The organism is Halomonas sp. (assembly GCF_034520545.1).
GTDB lineage: Bacteria > Pseudomonadota > Gammaproteobacteria > Pseudomonadales > Halomonadaceae > Halomonas.
The window spans coordinates 1-19991 of the sequence record NZ_JAXHNN010000014.1 but is presented as its reverse complement, the minus strand read 5'-3'; the positions used below and the strand labels follow the sequence as shown (position 1 = coordinate 19991).

The window sequence follows — 19991 nt, the reverse complement described above, 5'->3', positions numbered from 1 at the left end:
GCCATGATTCGTCTGCGTCCGCGAGCGTCACCTCCCAAGCCGGGCTGGCCGGATTATCTGGCTGGCCGCGCCGAAACGGCCAGAGACCCACGCCTGGCTCGCTATTTCTCCGCCGGCCTGCCAGACCCCGATACCCCTATCGGCGAGGTGCCGATGGTGGCCATGGACATGGAGACCACCGGCCTGGACGAGCGGCAGCACGCGATCGTCAGCATCGGCGTGGTGCCCTTCACCTTGGGACGCATCGCTCTGGCGCGTCGTCATCACTGGGTTCTGCGCCCCCCACGGCCGCTCAGTGGTACATCGGTGACCTTCCATCACATCACCCATGCGGATATCGCCAAGGCTCCGGACCTCGACGAGATTCTGGACGAACTGCTCGAGGCCCTGGCGGGTCGTCTGGTTGTGGTGCATTTTCGCCATATCGAGCGCCCCTTTCTGGACGCCGCAGTGAAGGCGCGGGTGGGAGAGGGCGTGATGTTTCCGGTGATCGACACGATGTCGCTGGAGGCGCGCATCCACCGCCAGTCGATGCTGGCCCGCTTCAGGCGCTGGATCGGCCGGCCGCCAGCGTCCATTCGCCTCTACGACAGCCGCGCGCGTTACGGTCTGCCCCCCTATTCGGGGCATCATGCGCTGAGCGATGCACTGGCCACAGCCGAACTGCTACAGGCCCAGGTGGCTCACCACTACAGCCCTGAGACCCCGCTGAGGGCTCTCTGGAGCTGAAGGCCGTATCTGGGAAGTGGATAAACGAAAACCAGGAAGGCGGCCCTTGGGCCGCCTTCCTGGTTGCGGGCCGGCACCTCTAGCGCCGGCATGAACGTTGCCACTATTTGGCTCGTGGCTCGCTCATCAGGCCTTTGACGATGCCGTAGCAGCCTACCAGCAGCACCAGGGTGAACGGCAACCCGGTGGTGAGGGCGGCCGTCTGCAGCGCGGCGAGCCCGCCGCCGAGCAGCAGCGCGATGGCTAGCGCCCCCTCGATCAGCGCCCAGAAGATGCGCTGTGGTTTGGGAGCATCCACCTTGCCGCCGGCGGTGATCGAGTCGATCACCAGCGAACCGGAGTCCGAGGAGGTGATGAAGAACACGATCACCAGTGTGATACCGACAAAGGAGGTAATGGCGGTCAGCGGAAGGTACTCCAGCATGGTGAAGAGCTGCAGCTCCAGCGCGGCATCTTGCACCTCGGTGATGCCGTTATTGACCACCTGGTCGATGGCCGTGGTACCGAAGGCGGTCATCCACACCACCGAGGCCATGGTCGGCACCAGCAGCACCGAGATCAGGAACTCACGCACGGTACGGCCGCGGCTGACGCGGGCAATGAACATGCCGACGAAGGGCGACCAGGCGATCCACCAGGCCCAGTAGAAGGCCGTCCAGCCTTGGCTGAAGTTGGCGTCCTCGCGCCCAAACGGCATGGAGAATGCCGGGAGGTGGGTCACGTAGCCAACCAGATTCTCGACGATGCCGGTCGCGATCATCAGCGTCGGACCCACGGCAATCACGAACAGCAGCAGCAGGGCGGCGAGCACCATGTTCAACTGGGAGAGGCGCTGCACGCCCTTGTCCACGCCGAGCATGATCGAGCCCAGGGCCACGAGGGTAATCCCCATGATCAGAAACACCAGGGTAATATCGCCGGCGGGGATGCCGAACAGATACTCGAGGCCCCCGGCCGCCTGGGTGGCGCCGATGCCCAGCGAGGTGGTCAGGCCGAACAGGGTGGCGAACACCGCCAGGATGTCGATCACGTGCCCGGGCCAGCCCCAGATCCGCTCTCCCAGAATGGGATAGAAGATCGAGCGCATGGTCAGCGGCAGGCCCTTGTTGAAGGCGAAGATCGCCAGCGACAGGCCGACGATGGCGTAGGCACCCCAGGGGTGAAACCCCCAGTGGAAGATGGTGGCGGCCATGCTCAGGTCAATGGCGCCGGCCTGGTCTCCCGCAGCAGCACCCAGCGGCGCCCAGTCGGTGCGTACACCATCCTCGCCCATGCTGATACCACCAAAGGCGGTGCCGTAGTGGCCCAGCGGTTCCGACACGCCATAGAACATCAGCCCGATGCCCATGCCGGCGGCGAACAGCATCGAGAACCAGCCCAGATAGCCGAAGTCCGGCGTGGCATCGGCGCCGCCAATGCGCACCTTGCCCATGGGGGTGAAGATCAGTACTAGCGCCAGGACCACGAAGACGTTGGCGCCAAGAATGAAGAACCAGCCCAGGTTGGTGGTCAGGAAGCTGAACATGCTGTTGAAGATCGGCTCCATCTGATCCTGCAGCGCCAGCGTCAGGATCACGAACAGCAGGATCACGATCGAGGAGAAGAGGAAGACCTTGCCGTGCAGGTCCAAGTCAACGCCAAACTTGGTCGTTGTGATGTTGTCCTGACCGATCACGTAGTCGGTATCAATGAGGTTTGCCGCCCCCTGCGGGGCGGGAATGCCCTCGGAGCCGGTGTTAGGCTCCTGGGGTTTCTCGTCTTGATCTTGAGGATCTTTAGCCACGAGACATCTCCCTTGCTGTCATCGGGTTGGATTTCGTCGGTAAGCTCATCAGTATTAGGCGTCTGAGGGTCGGATCAGGAATACCGAGGCTTTGGTATGGCTGGCCACCTTGCCACCGTGGGACGGCATGATGACGTCCAGGTGCTTGGGTGGATGGGTCGGCATGACGACCAGGTCGGCGCCGACCTCATCGATGGCCTTGATCAGGATGTCATCGAGATCGGCGATCACATCGGGGCTGTTGATCGTCTTGGTGCTGACCGGCTGACCATGTGCCTCGGCCCGTTCCTTTGCAAAGGCCTCGAGCTTCTGCGCGTATTCCTGGGGGGTTCTCGCCACGCTACTCGGCGCATTGGACGTAACGCCCACATAGCAGACTTCGGCATCGTAGTGGCGAGCAAGGTCCGCCACCTTTTCCAGTGCCGGCTCTATCACATCGAGATGTGCCAGATCGACCGGCACCATGATCTTGTGGAACATGCCTGTATCTCCTTGTTGGCCGCAGAGGTGCAGCGCCTCAGTGCATTGTGGTCGTTCTGCGACAGCTTGCCAGGCCAGGATTCAACGGCGGCACTGAGCGGCTTGCGTCGCCATACTACTGATCCTGGTTAAGAATTACAGCTAACCTGTCGTGTCAAGAGGCGCGGGTGTCGCAAAGCGCCAATCAAAAAAGGGAGCCACTTTTCGGTGGCCCCCTGACTTTGAGGCAGAAAGCCTCGCGATCATCGCGAGGCTTGTTACGCCTTTACGACTCTGGCAGCCATTGCTGAACCACGTCCTGATTGTCCGCGACCCACTGCTTGGCGTTCTCGTAGGGATCGGAGTCTTCCTGCTGGTTCATCAGCATGACTTCGCCCATCTGCTCGGGGGTCCACTCGAAGGCATCCAGAATGGCATAGGCTTCCGGCATATCCTCCTCGAAGCCTTCACGGACGATGGTGTGGATCTGCTCGGCGCCGCCATAGACGTTCTTGGGATCTTCGAGGTACTTGAGGTCCCAGCGCGCGAACTTCCAGTGCGGCGTCCAGCCGGTGACCACGACGTTTTCCTCATTCTTGATGGCGTTGTCCAGTGCGGCGGTCATGGTAGCGCCGCTGCCGCTACGCAGACGAAGCTCGAGGTCGTAGGCGTCGACCACGTCTTCGGTCAGGCCCATGATGCCGGCGCCCGGATCGATACCGATGATTTCGCCGTTGAAGGCGTCGGCATGAGCATTGAGATCGGCGATGGAATCGACGTCGCTGTAGGCCGGGACCACCAGGCCGAGCTTGGTGCCGTCCAGGTTGGGCCCGAGGTCGACGACCTCATCACCCACGCGCTCCATGTAGTCGGCGTGGGTGGTGGGCAGCCAGGCAGCGACGATGCCATCGGCATCGCCGGTGGCCACGGATTGCCACATGGCGGCAGCGGAGAGGGAGGTCATGTCGACCTCGAAGCCTTCCTGCTCCAGCACGGCGCGCATCACGTTGGTGGAGGCGACCTCGGAGGCCCATTCCACGTAGGCGAGGTGCACGTTGCCCTTGTCCTGCGCCTGGGCGGCACCGGCGGTGAGCGCAGCGCCAACGGCCACGGCGAGGCTGGCGAGATGGATGCGACGGTTCAGCGGATGCTTTTTCATCGTGTTCCCTTTAATTGAAGTTCAATGACCACACTGGAGGTAACGCCTGGTAAATTCAAGGAGTCGCCTAAATGTTCAGGTTCTTCGGCCCTTGCGCAGTGACTGGGTCACGCGGTCGAGCAGCATTGCCAGAATCACCACGGCGATACCGGCTTCGAAGCCGTCGCCCGGGCGCAGTCGCTGGATGGCGCGCCAGACTTCGCTGCCCAGCCCATCGGCACCGATCATGGCTGCAATCACTACCATGGAGAGTGCCAGCATGATGGTCTGGTTGATGCCGGCCATTACCGTAGGCAGCGACATCGGCAGTTGCACCTTGAACAACTTCTGGCTGCGGGTGGCGCCGTAGGCGTCGGCGGCCTCGATCAGCTCCACCGGTACCTGGCGGATGCCCAGGGTGGTGAAGCGAATCGCCGGCGGCATGGAGAAGATCACCGTGGCGAAGATCGCCGATACCGAGCCGATGCCGAAGAAGGGAATCGCCGGGATCAGGTAGACGAATGCCGGCATCGTCTGCATGAAGTCCAGAATCGGCATGATCGTCTTGTAGAGCCGTTCCGAGAGCGCGGCGGCGATACCCACCGGCAGCGCGAATACCACTGCCACCAGGGTGGCGATCACCACCAGGGTGAGGGTCTCGATCATCGGCTCCCAGAGGCCCAGGTTCCAGATCAGTGCCAGGCCGAGGGCGGCACCGATGCCGAGGCGAAGATTTGCCACCCACCAGCATAGCGCGACGACGATCGCCAGCAGGCCCCACTCCGGCAGCCACATCAGGCCCTCGTTGAGGACATCGATGCCGGTCTGGGTCACCCGCGAGATCGCGCGGGTGACAACGGAGTATTCGCTGGTCAGCCAGTCGAGGCCGCCCTCGATCCAATCGCCCAGCGGAATGCTTGAAATCTCGATAGCCATCATGCGTCTCCTGCCGCTGCCATGGTCTCGCTCGCGTCTTCGTTCCCATTCGTGTCGTCGAGCATCTTGTTGGGCTCGGCGGCCCGGGCGAGTTCGTCGAGAACGGCGCCCTTGACCACCACGCCCAACAGCTTGCGGTTGTCGTCGATCACGGCGATGGGGAAGCTCTTCTCGCTGAACATGGCGAAGAGGTTGTGTAGCGGCTCGTCGGGACCGACGCTCCGGAAGTCCTGGGTCATGAAGTCGCGAATGCTCTCCTTGCCCTCCTTTACGGCCTGCTCCACCGCGTTCACCTCGACCAGGCCCATCAGTTTGCGATCGCGGGTCGTGACGTAGATGGAGTCGATGCCGTTTTCATTCATCTTGCGCAGGGTGGTACGCGGGCCATCTTCCTCACGGGCCGTGGCACGCACCGGGCGCATGGCATGTTCGGCGGTGAGGATTCGAGACATGTCGACTCCCTCGATGAAGCGGGCCACGTATTCGTCCGCGGGATGGGTAAGGATCTCTTCCGGCGAGCCAATCTGCACGATCTCGCCATCCTTGAGCAGGATGATGCGGTCGGCGATGTTGATCGCCTCGTCCAGATCATGGGTGATGAACACCGTGGTCTTTTGCATGCGATGTTGAAGTTCGAGCAGTTCCTGCTGCATGTCGCCGCGAATCAGGGGGTCCAGCGCCGAGAAGGCTTCGTCCATCAGCAGCACCGTGGCGTCGTTGGCCAGTGCCCGGGCGAGCCCCACCCGCTGCTGCATGCCGCCCGAGAGCTGATTGGGGTAGGCATCTTCCCAGCCGTCCAGGCCGACATGGTGGAGGGCATCGCGCGCGACCTTGGTCCGCTCTGCCTTGTCCACGCCGCGAATCTCCAGGCCGAACTCGGCATTCTGCTGCACCGTGCGATGGGGGAAGAGTGCGAAGTTCTGGAAGACCATGGAGAAGTGACGGCGGCGGCACTCCAGCAATTCCTTTTCGCTGAGGGCCGGGATGTTCTCGCCATCGATGACGATCTCGCCCTCGGTGGGCTCGATCAGGCGGTTGAGGCAGCGGATCAGGGTCGACTTGCCTGAGCCGGACAGCCCCATGATCACCAGCAGTTCCCCTTCATAGACATCGAAGTCGATGTTCGAAAGACCCAGCGTCAGGCCGGTCTTTTCGAAAATTTCGGGGCGCTTCAGCCCCTGTTCGCGCAGTTCGAGCGCTTTCTTCGGCTGGTTGCCGAAGACCTTGCTCAGGTTGCGTACCCGAATCTTGACGTTTCGGTTTTCGTTCATTGGCTCTGCCTTTTGTCGGCTCCCCGTCGTGGTGCGGGTAGCGCCGAAGGGTCGAGTGTCGTGACATAAAACACGGCGTCACGATGCATCACTGCAGCGTTGACAGCGGCATCGGATGACGATGGAGTGAATCCTACCCTAGCTTTTTTTGAATGACCATTCAAGTTAAAGCGCGAGGTACCCAAGCCGTGGAGGATGGCGCAAGGGTGAGCTTCATGTCGAATCTGACAACTTCTCGACCCGCGATAGGCCGCGTCTGCAGCGGCCCTCGTCGTGGCTAATCGGCGGGAGCCAGGCGATATAGCCCTCCATCGGCATGGTCGCTGAGCAGGTAGAGGGCGCCGTCACGACCCTGGCGCAAGTCGCGGATGCGGCCGATTTCGCCCTCAAGGATCACCTCGCGCTCGATCACCTCATCGCCGTCCAGGGCGAGGCGTACCAGCTTCTCGCTGGCCAGGCCGCCGGCCAGCAGGTCGTGCTCCCACTCGGGAAAGGCGTCGCCGGTTACCTGGGCCAGGCCCGAGGGGGCGAAGCGTCCCTCGAAGACATGCACGGGGTCGCGCATGCCGGGGGCGCTGTCGAGACCGATGGGCAGGTTGGTGGCGTAGTCGTTGCCGCGGCTCACCTGGGGCCAGCCGTAGTTGACCCCGGCCTCGAGGCGGTTGAGCTCGTCGCCGGTGCGCGGGCCGTGTTCGGTGGACCAGGCGGTGCCGTCGGCACTCACTACCAGCCCTTGGGGGTTACGGTTGCCGTAGGTGAAGAGTTCGGGCAAGGCGTTCCCGTCGCCGACGAAGGGGTTATCGTCGGGGACGCCGCCGGTTTGGGTCAGGCGCAGAACGCTGCCGGCATGGTCGCCGAGATCCTGGGCGCGCTCGGGGCTGCCGCGTTCGCCGATGGTCATCAACAAAGTGCCGTCGTCCCGCCACGCCAGCCGTGAGCCATAGTGGCGGCCCGGCCGGGAGAAGCGGTCCTGGACGAAGAGTTCCTTCACATCAACCAGTCTGTCGCCCTCGAGCCTTGCGCGGGAGAGGGTGGTGGCGCTGACGCCACCGCGGGCCTGGCTCCAGGTGAAGTAGACCCAGTCGCTGCCTTCTGTGTAGTCGGGGTGCAGGCTGATATCGAGCAGGCCACCCTGGCCACGCGTGGAAACCTCGGGGAGACCCGACAGGCGGGTGACCTCGCCATCCTCGTTGACCCGTGCCAGGCGGCCGGGGCGTTCGGTGACCAGCCACTGGCCGTCGGGTAACTCGGCTGCCGACCAGGGGTGCTCGAGACCGGAGGCCACACGCTCCAGGCGCAGCTCAAGGTGGTCGGTGGCGATGCGCTCCTCGACCACCTCGGCGGCCATACCCGGGCCGGTGATCAGCGCACCGCCCAGCAGCAGGGCAGTCGAAAGTGCGTGACGTGGTGTGTGCATGCGGTTTCTCCCTCGAAGGTTGTTCTCGGATAGGGCTCCACACAAGGACTCTACACAAGGACTCTACGCAAAGACCTTACACAAGGACTCTACCGGGATAGCGGTGTTCCCCGCCGGTTCATCGCCGGGCTGTGGGCTACATCAGGATCGCCAGCAGGATCGGCAGGTAGATCAGCGATAGCAGCGTCGAGCAGAAGACCAGGCTCGCCGTGTACTCGGGCTCACGCTTTGCCCGCTGGGCGAACAGGTAGTTGAACACCGCCACCGGCATGCTCATCTGCAGCACCAGGATGGCCAGCGCCATGGGCGTTAGCGCCAGCAGGGTGCCAATGCTCCAGGCGACTCCGGCGGCCAACGGGGTGCGCAACACACTGAAGCCGATGCCGGACTTCAGGCTCCTCACCTGGATGCTCGCCAGCGAGACGCCCAGGGTGATCAGCATCAGCGGTACCGTGAAACCCGAGATCAGATCGACGCTGTTGGCGAGCCAGAGTGGCAGGTCGGTATCGGTGAGCAGCAGCCACAGGGCGATCAAAATGGCATAGACCACCGGTGTTCTCGCCAGCGCCTTCAGCGGGTTACCGTGGCTTGCCATGACGGTGCCCAGGGTGAACTGAAACAGCGAGACCGTGACCATCACGGTGATGCCGTACACGAAGCCGGCGTTGCCGAAGGCATAGAGCACCACCGGCAGACCCATGTTGCCGGTGTTGGGATACATGGTGGGGGCCAGCAGCACCCGCCAGTCCTTGCCCAATAGCCGAGCCAGCAGGAAGGCCAGGCCGGCCATGGCGGTGAGCACCAGCGCCGTGGCCAGCATGGTGCGCCCGAAGCTGCCGGCGTCGATCTCGGCGCCGGCGAGCGAGGCGATCACCAGGGCCGGGGTCCCGATGTTGAACACCAGCCGGGTAACGAAGGCCACCGGGAAGTCGTGGCCGAGACGCACCCAGGCGAAACCGAGCCCCGCCCCGGTGAGCACGGGTGCCATCACGGCGAAGAGTTCGGCGAGCATGGGCGACGTCCTTGCGTGGCGGTGGGGGAAAGCCGCGTATTGTCATGAATGCTGGCCCCTTGGGGCAACTCAGGCGCCTCGCCGGCATGAAAAGCCCCGGCACGCCCCAGGGCCAAGGATTGAAACGCCAGCGCTTTCATAGATGACGCGCAGGGAGCACCCAGCAAAAAGCCCGGTCGATGACCGGGCTTGGCGGGGGGATAGTGATTTCGGCATCACTCGGAGGAGCGGTCGGCGGCCTCCTGGGTGCGTTGGCCGACGTTCTCCAGGGCCTCGCCGATGCGGTCCAGGGCCCGTGATGCCCCCTCCTGGGTGGTCTCCCAGGCGCTGGCGGCGCCCTCTTTGGTGTCCTCCCAGGCTCGCTGGGCAACTTGACGGGCATTCTCCCACCATTCGTTGGTGTATTGCGGCTGCTGGGCGATCTCTTCCTCGCTCAGATCGACATTCACCCGATACTCGATCTCCTCCAGGCTGTTGCCATCCTGGGTCTCGACGCTGAACTTTTCGGATTCGATAACGAAATGCTGCTCGCCCTTGAAGTCGAGCAGATTGCCCGTATCGATGACCAGGGCACGAACCTGCATGTCATTGTCGAGCAGGATGTCTTCCACCTCGCCTATCTGGTCGCTGCTGGACGTGGCATAGACACTGGCATCGAGCAGTTCGTCGGCCGAGTAGAGGCCCTGGGGCTGGGCGATGGCGCTGCCGGAGACGGCCAGGCCGCCGGCGATCAGCGCCCCGAGGGTGGCCTGCTTGATGGCGTGATTGAGCGGTTTGCGTTGGGCCATGCGTTCACTCCTTGTGACCCGTGAAGGTCCATGTGATCGGTGGCGCCTGTCGACGCCTCACTCGGTTAGTGTGGTCAACGGCCGGCGAGTTCAATGGTCGACTCGCAGCAGGCCGGTCATCGGCGTCTCAGGCCCCACATGAAGTAGGCGCCGCCCAGCAACGAGGCGACCAGGCCGGCGGGTATCTCCGCGGGAAACAGCAGCTGGCGGCCCAGCCAGTCCGCCAGCACCATCAGCAGGGCGCCGATCAGCGCGGCCCCCAGCAGATGCGCGCGGGCCCGGGAGAAGCCCGCCAGCCGCGCCATATGGGGGGCCAGCAGGCCGACGAAGGAGAGCGGGCCCACCACCAGGGTGGCGCAGGCGGTCAGCAGCGCGACCAGCAGCAGCAGCGCCAGCCGCGCGCGCTCCACACGCACCCCCAGCGCCGCGGCCGTGGCGGTGCCCAGTGGCAGGATGTCCAGCCAGCGGGCGAAGGGGCGAGCCGCCAGTGCCAGCACCACGGCGAGCCCCGCGACGACCGTCGCGCTGACGGGATCGACGTAGTAGGTGGAGCCCGAGAGCCAGGCGATGACCTGCTGGCCGCGGGGGTCGCCGCCGGCCAGCACGATGGCGCGCACGGCATCGAACAGCGCGGTGATCGCCACGCCGCTGAGTAGCAGCCGCTCGGGTACGAAGCCGCTGCGCCGGTTGAGCAGGACCAGCACCGCCAGGCTGGCAAGCGCCCCCATTGTGCCGGCGGCGACCAGGGTCAGGTTGCCGGGGGCAGGCAGCAGGAAGAGTGCCGCCATCAGGGCGATGGCGCTGCCGCCGCTGATGCCCAGTACTTCGGGGCTGGCCATGGGGTTGGCGGTGACGCGCTGGATCAGGGTGCCGGCGATGGCCAGCATGACGCCGCTGCCTGCGGCGGCCAGCAGTCGCGGCCAGCGCCACGCCAGCACCGCCTCATCAATAGTGGCGAACCAGCCGCCGGCCGCCTGGCCCAGCAGCAGGGCGAGCAGTGTCGCGGCGGCGAGGCCCAGGGCCAGTCTCGCGGCCAGACGCCCGGGAGCGGGATGGCGCGGCGCCAGAGCCGTGGCGGCAGGTGGCCGGCCGGCCTCGAGGCGCAGCCGGGGAATCAGCCACAGCAGCAGCGGCGCCCCCAGGGCGGCGGTGGTGGCTCCGGTAGGGATCAAGGTGGGCAGGGTGCCGGCGAAGCGCTGCAGCAGCAGGTCGGTGGTGGCCAGCAGCAGGGCGCCGAGCAGCGTCGACCAGAAAAGCCGTGGCCCCAGGCGGCGCGCGCCGGCCAAGCGCACGATATTGGGCGCCGCCAGGCCGATGAAGCCGACCACCCCTACCACGCTGACCACGCAGCCGGTGAGGAAGACCGCCAGGCCCAGCCCCGCCAGGCGCAGGTGCTTCAGCGAGACGCCCAGGCTCCTGGCGCTGGCGTCGTCGAGTTCGAGTACCGTCAGCGGCCGCAACAGCAGCCAGGCCGCCAGGCCGCCCAGCAGCAGCCGCGGGGCCAGGAAAGCGGCGTCGCCCCAGCCGTTCTGGGCCAGCGAGCCGGCGCCCCATATCAGCAGCCCCTTGAGGGTCTCCTGGTGGAAGAGCAGCAGCACCATGCCCAGGGCCCCGGCGTAGAGATTGACCACCAGGCCGGCGAGCACCACCACCGCCGGGGAGAGGCCGCGGCGCCAGGTCAGCGCGAAGACCAACGCCATGGCACCGCCGCCGCCGGCCAGGGCCACCCATTCGCGCCCGGCCAGCAGCAGGCCCGGGGCGAGCAGGGTTGCGGCCATCAGCGCCAGGTTGGCGCCGCTGGCCACCCCCAGGGTGGTGGGCGCGGCCAGCGGGTTGCGCAGCACCTGCTGCATCAGCACCCCGGCCAAGGCCAGCCCGCCGCCGGCCAGCAGCGCCATGGCCAGGCGCGGCCACCAGCTGTAGTGGCGCACCAATGCCTCGGCATTCTCCGGCGTCACCGTGGCCAGTGCCCGCAGGCCCTCGACCACTCCGCCCTCGACGAGCGACACCAGCACCAGGGCCAGCAGCGCCAGGCCCGGCAGCAGGCAGACCAGCGCTGGCGCGCTGCGGCGGACAGCCTCAGTCGCCATGGGCAGTGTCCTCCAGCGCGGTGACAAGGTGATCGGCGAAGCGTTGCGCCGAGGGCAGGGCGCCGAAGCTCCACACTGGCGGCAGGGTGATCAGGGCCTCGTCGCGCACGCTGGGCTGCTGCTGCCAGAGGCCGCTGTCGGCCAGCGCCGCCTCGACGCCCACCGGGTAGGGTTCGACCACCACGAGTTGCGCCTCAAGGCCGGCCAACTGCTCGATGCCCACCAGCGAGAAGCCCCAGGCGTTGGTCTCGCCGCGCCAGGCGTTGTCCAGCCCCAGGCGTGCCATCACGGCCTGGTAGAGGCCGCCCGCGCCGAACACTCTTACATGGCGTTCGTCCATGAACTGCACCACAAGCAGCGGCGGCACTTGCGCGGGCAGCCGACGGCGCAGGGCTTCCAGGCGCTCCTCTGTCTTGGTGATCAGCCGCTCGGCGGCCGCTTCCCGCTCGGCCAGGCGACCCACCTCGCGGGTCAGCTCGCGTAGCTGGGGCCAGGTCTCGCGCCCCGGGGTGTAGAGCGGCAGGGTCGTCACCGGGGCGATGCGCGACAAGCGCGGTGCCAGGTTGGCGAACATCGGCGAGATCAGGATGCGCTCGGGCGCGAGGCTCGCCAGCAGCTCCAGGTTGGGCTGGCTGCGCAGGCCGAGATCGACGGTCGCGGCGGGCAGGCGCGGCGCGCTCACCCAGGCATGGTAGGCATCGACCTGGGCGACGCCGGCCGGCGTGGCGCCCAGCGCCACCAGGGTCTCGGCCAGGGTCCAGTCGAGGGTGGCAATGGCCGGCTGGGCCAGGGCGCGAGGTATCGGCACCAGGGTCAGGGACACAAGCAGCACGGCGAGGACGCCGCGAAGCCGGCAGGCGGGCACGTTATGCATGGACCAGGGCGACCGGATGCTGGCTGGCGGGATGCGGCATTACTCGCATGGGGATGCCGTAGATCGCCTCCAGGGTGGCCTCCTCCATCAGCTCGGCCGGGGTGCCCCGGGTCAGCACGCGCCCGCCTTGCAGGGCGATCAGGTGGTCGCAATAGCGCGCCGCCATGTTGATATCATGGAGGACGATCACCACGCCGAGCCCCAGCGTCTGGCTGAGCCGGCGGATCAGCGCCAGCATCTCCACCTGGTGGGCGATGTCCAGCGCGGCGAGGGGCTCGTCGAGCAGCAGGAAGTCGCTGCCCTGGGCCAGCAGCATGGCCAGCCAGACCCGCTGGCGCTCGCCGCCGGAGAGGGTATCGACCAGGCGGTCGGCGAAGGCCTCGGTGTGGGTCGCGCCGATGGCCCGTTCGATGGCCGCCGCGTCCTCGCGGGTGTGGCGACCCAGCAGGCCCCGCCAGGGGTAGCGGCCCATGCCCACCAGCTCGTGGCCGAGCAGGTTCTCGGTGGCGGGCAGCTGCTGGGGCAGGTAGGCCACCCGACGGGCGAACTCGCGATGACCCCAGCGGGCCAGGGGGCGACCGGCGAAGTGCAGCTCGCCCCGGCTCGCCGGCTGCTGGCGCGCCAGCAGCTTGAGCAGGGTCGACTTGCCCGAGCCGTTATGGCCGATAAGGCCGTGCACCTGGCCGCCCTCGAGGGTCAGGTCGGTGGCGGCGAGCAGCGACTGGTCGGCGACGCTGAAACCGGCTCCGCGCAGTTCGAACATGCAGGTCGCTCCTTCGGCGGGCCCCGGATGGGGCGGAAGTGGGCGCTACCTTACCTCCGGTGATAATGGTTATCAATATGATCCGTTTCGGCGCGGCCATCTAATCGGTATGCTGTGGCGTTTCATTGCTCAGGACCCCGTTCACCATGCCAGACGCCACCACCTCCAGCTTCCGGGCCCTGGCGCGCCTGCTGCGCTATGCCCGCGGCTACCGCCGCCGGATCATCGCCGCCAGCGCCTGCTCGGTCATCAATAAGCTGTTCGACATCGCCCCGGAGATCCTCATCGGTGTGGCCATCGACGTGGTGGTCAACCAGGAGCAGAGCTTCGTGGCGGGGTTGGGCTTCGAGTCGGCCCGGGAACAGATCCTGATCCTGGGGGCGCTGACCTTCTTCATCTGGGTCGGGGAGTCGCTGTTCGAGTACCTCTTCCAGGTGCTGTGGCGCAACCTCGCCCAACGGCTGCAGGCCGACCTGCGTCAGGACGCTTACGAGCATGCCCAGCGGCTCGACATGGGCTTCTTCGAGTCGCGCAGTTCCGGCCAACTGGTGGCGACCATGAACGACGACGTCAACCAGCTCGAGCGCTTCCTGGACGGCGGTGCCAACGCCATGATTCAGGTCGGCGTCACCGTGGTGGCGGTGGGGGCGGTGTTCTTCGTGCTCTCGCCGCTGATCGCGCTGCTTGCCTTCACGCCGATCCCGCTGATCGTGTGGGGGGCCTTCTACTTCCAGCGCAAGGCCGGGCCCCTCTACGCCGAGGTGCGCGAGCGGGTCGGCGACCTCTCGAGCCGGCTCTCCAACAACCTGGCCGGCATCGCCACCATCAAGAGCTTCACCGCCGAGGCCCGCGAGGCCGAGCGGCTGCGCCAGGCCAGCGAAGCCTACGTGGAGGCCAATCGCCGGGCCATCCGCATCAGCTCGGCCTTCATCCCGGTGATCCGCATGGCGATCCTGGCCGGCTTCCTGGCCACCTTTACCGTGGGCGGCATGATGGCGCTCAAGGGCGATCTCAACGTTGGCGCCTATGGTGTGCTGGTGTTCCTCACCCAGCGGCTGCTGTGGCCGCTGACCGGCCTGGCCCAGGTGATCGACCTCTTCGAGCGTGCCATGGCCAGCACGCGGCGCATCCTCGACCTGCTGGCCACGCCGATCCAGGTGCGTGACGACGGCGGGCGGGCGCTGGCCGAGCCGGTGCGTGGCGAGGTGGCCTTCGCCGGAGTGAGCTTCCGCTACCCGGGCAGCGGCGAGGGCGTGAGTGATATTCAGCTGGACGTGCCGGCGGGCCATACCCTGGCGCTGGTCGGCGCCACCGGTTCGGGCAAGTCGACCCTGATCAAGCTGCTGTTGCGCTTCCACGACCCCCAGGCGGGCGAGATCCGCATCGACGACCAGCCGGTCCGCGAGCTCGAGCTGGCCTCGCTGCGCCGTGCCATCGGCCTGGTCAGCCAGGACGTCTATCTTTTCGAGGGCCCGGTGCGCGACAACATCGCCTACGGCCGCCCCGACGCCCCGGATGCCGACATCATCGCCGCGGCGCAGACGGCGGAGGCCTGGGACTTCATTCAGGCGCTGCCCCAGGGGCTCGACACCCCGGTGGGAGAGCGCGGCGTGCGCCTCTCCGGCGGCCAGCGCCAGCGCCTCTCGCTGGCCCGAGCGCTGCTCAAGGACCCGCCGATCCTGGTACTGGACGAGGCCACCAGCGCCGTGGACAACGAGACCGAGGCGGCCATCCAGCGCTCTCTCAAGCGAATTGCCCACCAGCGCACCGTGATCATGATCGCCCACCGGCTCTCGACCATCGTCCATGCCGACCAGATCGCCGTGGTCCACGGCGGTCGGGTGGTCGAGCGCGGCACACATGGCGAGCTGCTGGCACGCAACGGGCGCTATGCCGCCCAGTGGCGGGTGCAGACCGGCGAGATCGAGGCGGCGGACGTTCCCCTGGCATGACGGCACTGGGGCCGGCATGGCCCAGTGTCACGAGGTGCGTGAATCATCGTTGTTAAATGTGATGCGAATCATTATCATAATTATTCGAATCCATGACACGAGGCTCGTCCCACCATGCCGTTCCCTTCCCGCCGCCGCGGCGATATCCATCCGTTGACCCGCGCCATCCGTGGCTGCCTGGGCCTGACCGCCGCCGGCAGCCTGCTGCTCGCCCCGGTTGCCCTGGCCCAGCAGGGAACCACAGCCCCGGATACGACCACCGATCTGGAGACCCTTACCGTCGAGGCCGAGGCCCTGTCGGTCATCACCGAGGGCACGGAGCGTTACCGGGTCCCGCTCACCAGTACCGCCACGCGGCTTGACCTCACGCCTCGCGAAACGCCCCAGTCCGTCTCGACCGTGACCCGGGCGCAGATCGAGGACTTCAACCTCGATACCACCAACGACGTCCTGGAGAGCACACCCGGGGTGACGGTGGAGCGCCTCGAGACGGATCGCACCTACTACACGGCGCGGGGCTTCGAGATCTCCAACTTCCAGGTCGACGGGGTGCGCGTGCCGATGCCCTACAACAACGTACACGGCGACGTGGACACCGCGATCTATGACCGGGTGGAGGTGGTGCGGGGCGCGACCGGCCTGATGTCCGGCTCGGGCAATCCGGCGGCCACGGTCAACTTCGTGCGCAAGCGGCCCACCTATGAACCCCAGGCCTCGGTCTCGGCGAGCGTCGGCTCCTGGGACCAGCGGCGCCTGGAGGCCGACGTTTCGGGGCCGCTGGACGGTGAGGGGCGCGTTCGCGGGCGCCTGGTGGCCGCGGGGATGGAGAGCGACTCCTACCTGGACCGGCTGAGCCGCGAGCGAGGGCTGCTCTACGGCGTGCTGGAAGCCGATGTTACGGACAGCACTCTGGTGACCCTCGGCCACACCTGGCAGCAGAACAACACCGACGGCAATATGTGGGGCTCGCTGCCGCTCTATGACTCGGCCGGCAACCCGACCGACTATGATCGCAGCACATCATCCGCGCCGGACTGGTCCTACTGGGACGTGGAGACCCGGCGCAGCTTCCTCGAGGTGCAGCAGGCACTCGGCGATCGCTGGTCGCTGAAGGGGACGCTGACCCACCTGGACATGCTCTCCGACACCCAACTGTTCTATATCTACAGGACGCCGGATGCCACGACAGGACGCATCGCCGACGACCAGCTGACCCTGAGCAAGTACGACCGCCACCTTGAGCAGTGGGTGGCCGACCTGCATGCCAAGGGCGACGTCGATGCCTTCGGGCGCAGCCACCAGCTGGTGGTGGGCACGGACTGGAGCCAGAGCCGCAACCAGCAGGAGTCCCGCTACCCCACGGCGGACTTCGATGCGGGCGGCCAGGGGCTTCCGCCGCTGGACGACTGGAACGGTTCCTACCCCGAACCCGATGCCTGGATCGCCTACCCGACCACCCAGGGCGATGCCACGGTCAAGGAGCGCAGCTTCTATGGCGCCGCCAAGCTGGACCTCGCCGAGCGTTGGACCGCCGTCGCCGGCGCCCGGCTGAGCTGGGCCGACACTACCGGCGAGCAGTACGGTGTCTCCCAGGCCAGTGACCACGACCGGGTTCTGACCCCCTATGCCGGCCTGATCTATGACGTCACCGACCGGGCGTCCCTCTACGCCAGCTACACCGAGATATTCCAGCCCCAGACCGAGATCGACCGCAACGGCGACTATCTCGACCCCGTCGACGGGGTGAGCCAGGAAGTGGGCCTCAAGGCCGAGCTGTTCGAAGGCGGCGCCGATGCCTCGCTGGCACTGTTCCGTACCGAGCAGAACAACGTGGCCCAGCCGGCAGGCACTCGGCCCGATGGCACCGCCTTCTATACGGGCGGAGACGGCATCACCAGCGAGGGGGTGGAGGCCACGCTCGCCGGCGAGCTGGCCCCGGGCTGGCAGGCCAGCGTCGGCTATACCTACCTGGAGATCGAGGACGCCGACGGCGAGGCCACCAACACCTACATCCCGCGCCACCTGGTGCGTGCCACCACCAGCTATCGGCCGGCGGCCCTGGACGCCCTCAAGGTGGGTGCACGTCTGCGCTGGCAGGACGATATCGAGCGCGAACGCGACTTCGACGATGGCAAGACCCGCCAGGATGCTTATGCCCTGATCGACCTGATGGCCAGCTACGACTTCAGCGACAACCTGACCGGTTCACTGAACGTAAACAACGTCACCGATGAAAAGTACCTGACCAGCCTCAAGTGGGACCAGGCCTTCCAAGGCGCCCCGCGCCATGTGATGGCCAACCTGACCTGGACCTACTGAAGCTCATCGGACCTGGCGGTCAGCCTCAAGGCCGCCATCGACGACCAGGCAGGTCTCGCTATGGGCATCGCCCTTTTGCCGGCCATGCTCGGTTTCGACCTGCCCGTGATGATAGCGGTGGCCACGAACACGCTGAAGGCGCTGCCGGCTCCGCCGATCGACGCCGCAGCGTCGCTATGCCAAAGTCATGTCTGACCATTGATCTGCACGGAGGAGAGCCAAACCGCCATGCCTGAGGATTCCTTATGGGTGGAACTGCTGAGCAACCGCGGGGTGAGTTCGGTAGCGCTGGTGGCTGTTCTCGTCACGTTGCGCATCCTTGCGGTGCGCGTCATACGCGGCCGGAAAGAGATTCTGTCCGATTCGCGCCGCGTGTGGCTAGCCCGGATCCGGAACGCCACTGTGGTTCTCACCCTGGTCGGCCTGGTGTTGATCTGGTTGCCTTCTCTGCATGCCTTCGCGTTGTCCATCACCGCCTTCGCCGTAGCGTTAGTTATCGCCACCAAGGAGCTGATCCTCTGTCTGTCGGGCACCGTACTGCGCGTTGTCAACCAGCCTTTCGAGATTGGAGACTGGGTCGAGATTGGCAACCTGCGTGGCCAGGTGGTCGACGAGACCATGCTGGCAACGACCCTGCAGGAAATCGGCGGGCCCGTGGGACGCTTTGAATACTCGGGCAAGACCATCGTGGTTCCCAACAGCGTTTTCCTGACCACCCCGGTCCAGAACCAGAACTTCTTCAAGAAGTGGGTGTATCTCGAAGTCTGCGTCGTCCTGGAGCCCGATGTGGACATGCGATCTGTGCTGCCGGCACTGGAGCAAGAGGTGGCGACGTTACACGTGGCACTCCAGCGGGCAGTTGCCGCAGACACCCAGGTCGTCGATCAGGTAGCGGATGCAGCACAGGCGGCGTAGCCGCCGGGGGGTACCATCATCGCCCTGGACGTAACGCACCGGGCGATAGAGCGGATTGCGACGGCCGTCGGGTAGGGTGCGGCTCTCCATCAGTTCCCGGGCCGGTTCGGCAAGTCCTGGCGAGGCCATGGGGTGATCCACAAGAGCGCCCGCGAAGTACTCGAGATAGTTGCCGGCGTTGCTCCAGAACACCTTGGGCGAAGCGCCGGTGGCTGCGGTCAGCGCCTCTACCAGTGGCGTCAGGTGGCCGTCAAGCAGGGTCGCGAAGCGAGAGGCGGGGTCGAGCTCGGCCAGGGGGCGGCCGGCATGGCGCAGCACCAGGCCGGTGGTCTGTCCCTCGGGAGATTGCTGGAGATGGAGCTCGTCCAGGCCCAGCGGCAGGTCGCGCTTGAGCAGCAGGTTGGCCGCCAGGCCGTGGCCGCAGAGGCTGCTGAAGTGCCATTTGGACCACAGCGAGGCCACCGCCCGGCGGTCGCCCTGGGGGTACTGGGCGCCGAACCGCTCGAGCAGCGTATCCAGATAGGCCGGTTCGAGCAGTTCTCGGGCCGGCATGCCAGCGGGCGCCACGGTCGCGATTGCCGGCGGGGCGAGGTGCTGCAGAGGGCCGACATAGAGCCGGGCCAGGGAAGAGGGCATGTCGAGACCACCGGATACGTGGAAAGCCTTATTATACAAACAATAATCATTATCGATAAAGGGCGATGCGGACATCATGGGAAGGCCACGGCCTGCCGGAGCAGGCCCTCAGCGCCGCACCAGCATGGCATCGAGAAGGACCGGTACCTCGTCGGCGATCTGCACCACGGTGGCGGCCACCCAAGAGCGCTCGGGGTCCAGCTCCCAGGCGGCAGTTGCCGGCAGGGCCAGCAGCAGGGCGAACAGGGCAGTGCCAATGGCAGGGAAACGGCAGAAGGGGCGAAGTTGCACCGGTCGATCTCCACAAGGACAGGCCACCTGCAGACCACGGCCGGGGGGTGAGGAAGTGCCACAGCGGAAGATTCGGCCAGCAAAGGGCGGCCGGCTATGGTCACTTCCTTCGCCATTCGCTATCATACGGCGGCGCCGCTCGGCGTCATCCGCTGCAAGGGCCTATAGCTCAGTTGGTTAGAGCAGGGGACTCATAATCCCTTGGTCGCTGGTTCGAGTCCAGCTGGGCCCACCAATGACTACCTCGTTATCGTTTCTCCCATAACGCAGCTCTCCCCCGATAACCAGGAAATGCTGGAATGTCTGCGTGCTACCGCTGCCGAAATCCTCGAGCGCAAGCGTCGCCTTGGCCACTATGCGGTCGTCTGGCAGGATGATAAGCCGGTACTGATTGGCGAAAATGCACCCGAACAGCCTCATCACCAGCTTTCGGACGACCAGAAACCGAATTGATGTTGGGCTGCGTCGCGTGACCTTCTCGTCCCTCCCGGCCACTTAGTGGCCACCCCCTCGCTGTGGATGATGGCTGGCACTCATCACCATCAGCAGGTTTGAAGCGTTTTGAGATCCCGGTCTCACGGATTCAGATCTACGTTGTGGCGGCTCTCCTGGCGGGGA

Annotated in this window: 18 protein-coding genes and 1 tRNA gene; 6 read left to right on the top strand and 13 right to left on the bottom strand. The window is 66.0% G+C overall.

All coding sequences use genetic code 11. The features are described from left to right. The first annotated feature begins 3 nt into the window (after positions 1-3). Positions 4-729 (top strand): 3'-5' exonuclease, encoded by a 726-nt coding sequence (locus U5L98_RS15190; RefSeq protein ID WP_322559150.1) that lies wholly within the window; start codon positions 4-6, stop codon positions 727-729. A 103-nt stretch (positions 730-832) separates the two neighbouring features. On the opposite strand, the gene U5L98_RS15185 is transcribed toward U5L98_RS15190, so the two are convergent. The 11 genes from U5L98_RS15185 to U5L98_RS15135 all read right to left on the bottom strand — a co-directional run bounded on the left by U5L98_RS15185 (position 833) and on the right by U5L98_RS15135 (position 13260). Then, on the bottom strand, positions 833-2512 hold the full coding sequence (locus tag U5L98_RS15185; protein ID WP_322559149.1) for a BCCT family transporter: 1680 nt from the start codon (positions 2510-2512) through the stop codon (positions 833-835). 54 nt (positions 2513-2566) lie between these two features. Continuing rightward, positions 2567-2992 carry a universal stress protein gene (locus U5L98_RS15180; protein WP_322559148.1) on the bottom strand — a complete coding sequence of 142 codons (426 nt, stop codon included), beginning with the start codon at positions 2990-2992 and terminating at the stop codon, positions 2567-2569. Positions 2993-3257: 265 nt separating this feature from the next. Next, positions 3258-4130: a glycine betaine ABC transporter substrate-binding protein gene (locus U5L98_RS15175; RefSeq protein ID WP_322559147.1), complete on the bottom strand. Its 873-nt coding sequence runs from the start codon at positions 4128-4130 to the stop codon at positions 3258-3260. 75 nt (positions 4131-4205) lie between these two features. After that, entirely contained in the window at positions 4206-5039 is an 834-nt protein-coding gene (locus U5L98_RS15170; protein WP_322559288.1) for a proline/glycine betaine ABC transporter permease, read from the bottom strand. Between the two features lie 5 nt (positions 5040-5044). Further along, positions 5045-6316, bottom strand: a complete 1272-nt coding sequence (locus tag U5L98_RS15165; protein ID WP_322559146.1) for a glycine betaine/L-proline ABC transporter ATP-binding protein — start codon at positions 6314-6316, stop codon at positions 5045-5047. A 277-nt stretch (positions 6317-6593) separates the two neighbouring features. Further along, positions 6594-7733, bottom strand: a complete 1140-nt coding sequence (locus U5L98_RS15160) for a PQQ-dependent sugar dehydrogenase (RefSeq protein ID WP_322559145.1) — start codon at positions 7731-7733, stop codon at positions 6594-6596. 136 nt (positions 7734-7869) lie between these two features. Beyond that, positions 7870-8745, bottom strand: a complete 876-nt coding sequence (locus U5L98_RS15155; protein WP_322559144.1) for an AEC family transporter — start codon at positions 8743-8745, stop codon at positions 7870-7872. Between the two features lie 215 nt (positions 8746-8960). Next, complete coding sequence (locus tag U5L98_RS15150; protein ID WP_322559143.1) at positions 8961-9533, bottom strand: PRC-barrel domain-containing protein; 573 nt, start codon at positions 9531-9533, stop codon at positions 8961-8963. A gap of 116 nt (positions 9534-9649) precedes the next feature. After that, on the bottom strand, positions 9650-11623 hold the full coding sequence (fhuB, locus tag U5L98_RS15145) for a Fe(3+)-hydroxamate ABC transporter permease FhuB (RefSeq protein WP_322559142.1): 1974 nt from the start codon (positions 11621-11623) through the stop codon (positions 9650-9652). Next, complete coding sequence (locus U5L98_RS15140; protein WP_322559141.1) at positions 11613-12497, bottom strand: ABC transporter substrate-binding protein; 885 nt, start codon at positions 12495-12497, stop codon at positions 11613-11615. Before U5L98_RS15140 ends, fhuB begins: the two co-directional genes overlap by 11 nt. Continuing rightward, entirely contained in the window at positions 12490-13260 is a 771-nt protein-coding gene (locus tag U5L98_RS15135) for an ABC transporter ATP-binding protein (protein ID WP_322559140.1), read from the bottom strand. The genes U5L98_RS15140 and U5L98_RS15135 overlap by 8 nt, the downstream gene beginning before the upstream one ends. Positions 13261-13406: 146 nt before the next feature. Here U5L98_RS15135 and U5L98_RS15130 point away from each other — a divergent pair, with 146 nt between their 5' ends. The 4 genes from U5L98_RS15130 (at position 13407) to U5L98_RS15115 (ending at position 18446) form a co-directional block, all read left to right on the top strand. Then, positions 13407-15212, top strand: a complete 1806-nt coding sequence (locus U5L98_RS15130; RefSeq protein WP_322559139.1) for an ABC transporter ATP-binding protein — start codon at positions 13407-13409, stop codon at positions 15210-15212. A gap of 114 nt (positions 15213-15326) precedes the next feature. Next, positions 15327-17531, top strand: a complete 2205-nt coding sequence (locus U5L98_RS15125) for a TonB-dependent siderophore receptor (protein ID WP_322559138.1) — start codon at positions 15327-15329, stop codon at positions 17529-17531. 60 nt (positions 17532-17591) lie between these two features. After that, a complete protein-coding gene (locus tag U5L98_RS15120; protein ID WP_322559137.1) occupies positions 17592-17726 on the top strand; it encodes a hypothetical protein in 135 nt (44 codons plus the stop codon). A gap of 33 nt (positions 17727-17759) precedes the next feature. Beyond that, positions 17760-18446 carry a mechanosensitive ion channel domain-containing protein gene (locus tag U5L98_RS15115; RefSeq protein WP_322559136.1) on the top strand — a complete coding sequence of 229 codons (687 nt, stop codon included), beginning with the start codon at positions 17760-17762 and terminating at the stop codon, positions 18444-18446. Here the strand turns inward: U5L98_RS15115 and fhuF are convergent. Beyond that, positions 18366-19082, bottom strand: coding sequence for a siderophore-iron reductase FhuF (fhuF, locus tag U5L98_RS15110; protein ID WP_322559135.1), 717 nt, complete (start codon positions 19080-19082; stop codon positions 18366-18368). The two genes, U5L98_RS15115 and fhuF, sit on opposite strands and share 81 nt — an antisense overlap. Positions 19083-19190: 108 nt before the next feature. Then, positions 19191-19373, bottom strand: a complete 183-nt coding sequence (locus tag U5L98_RS15105) for a hypothetical protein (RefSeq protein WP_322559134.1) — start codon at positions 19371-19373, stop codon at positions 19191-19193. Positions 19374-19531: 158 nt separating this feature from the next. Here U5L98_RS15105 and U5L98_RS15100 point away from each other — a divergent pair. Further along, a tRNA-Ile gene (locus U5L98_RS15100) sits at positions 19532-19608 on the top strand. The last annotated feature ends 383 nt before the right edge of the window (positions 19609-19991 follow it).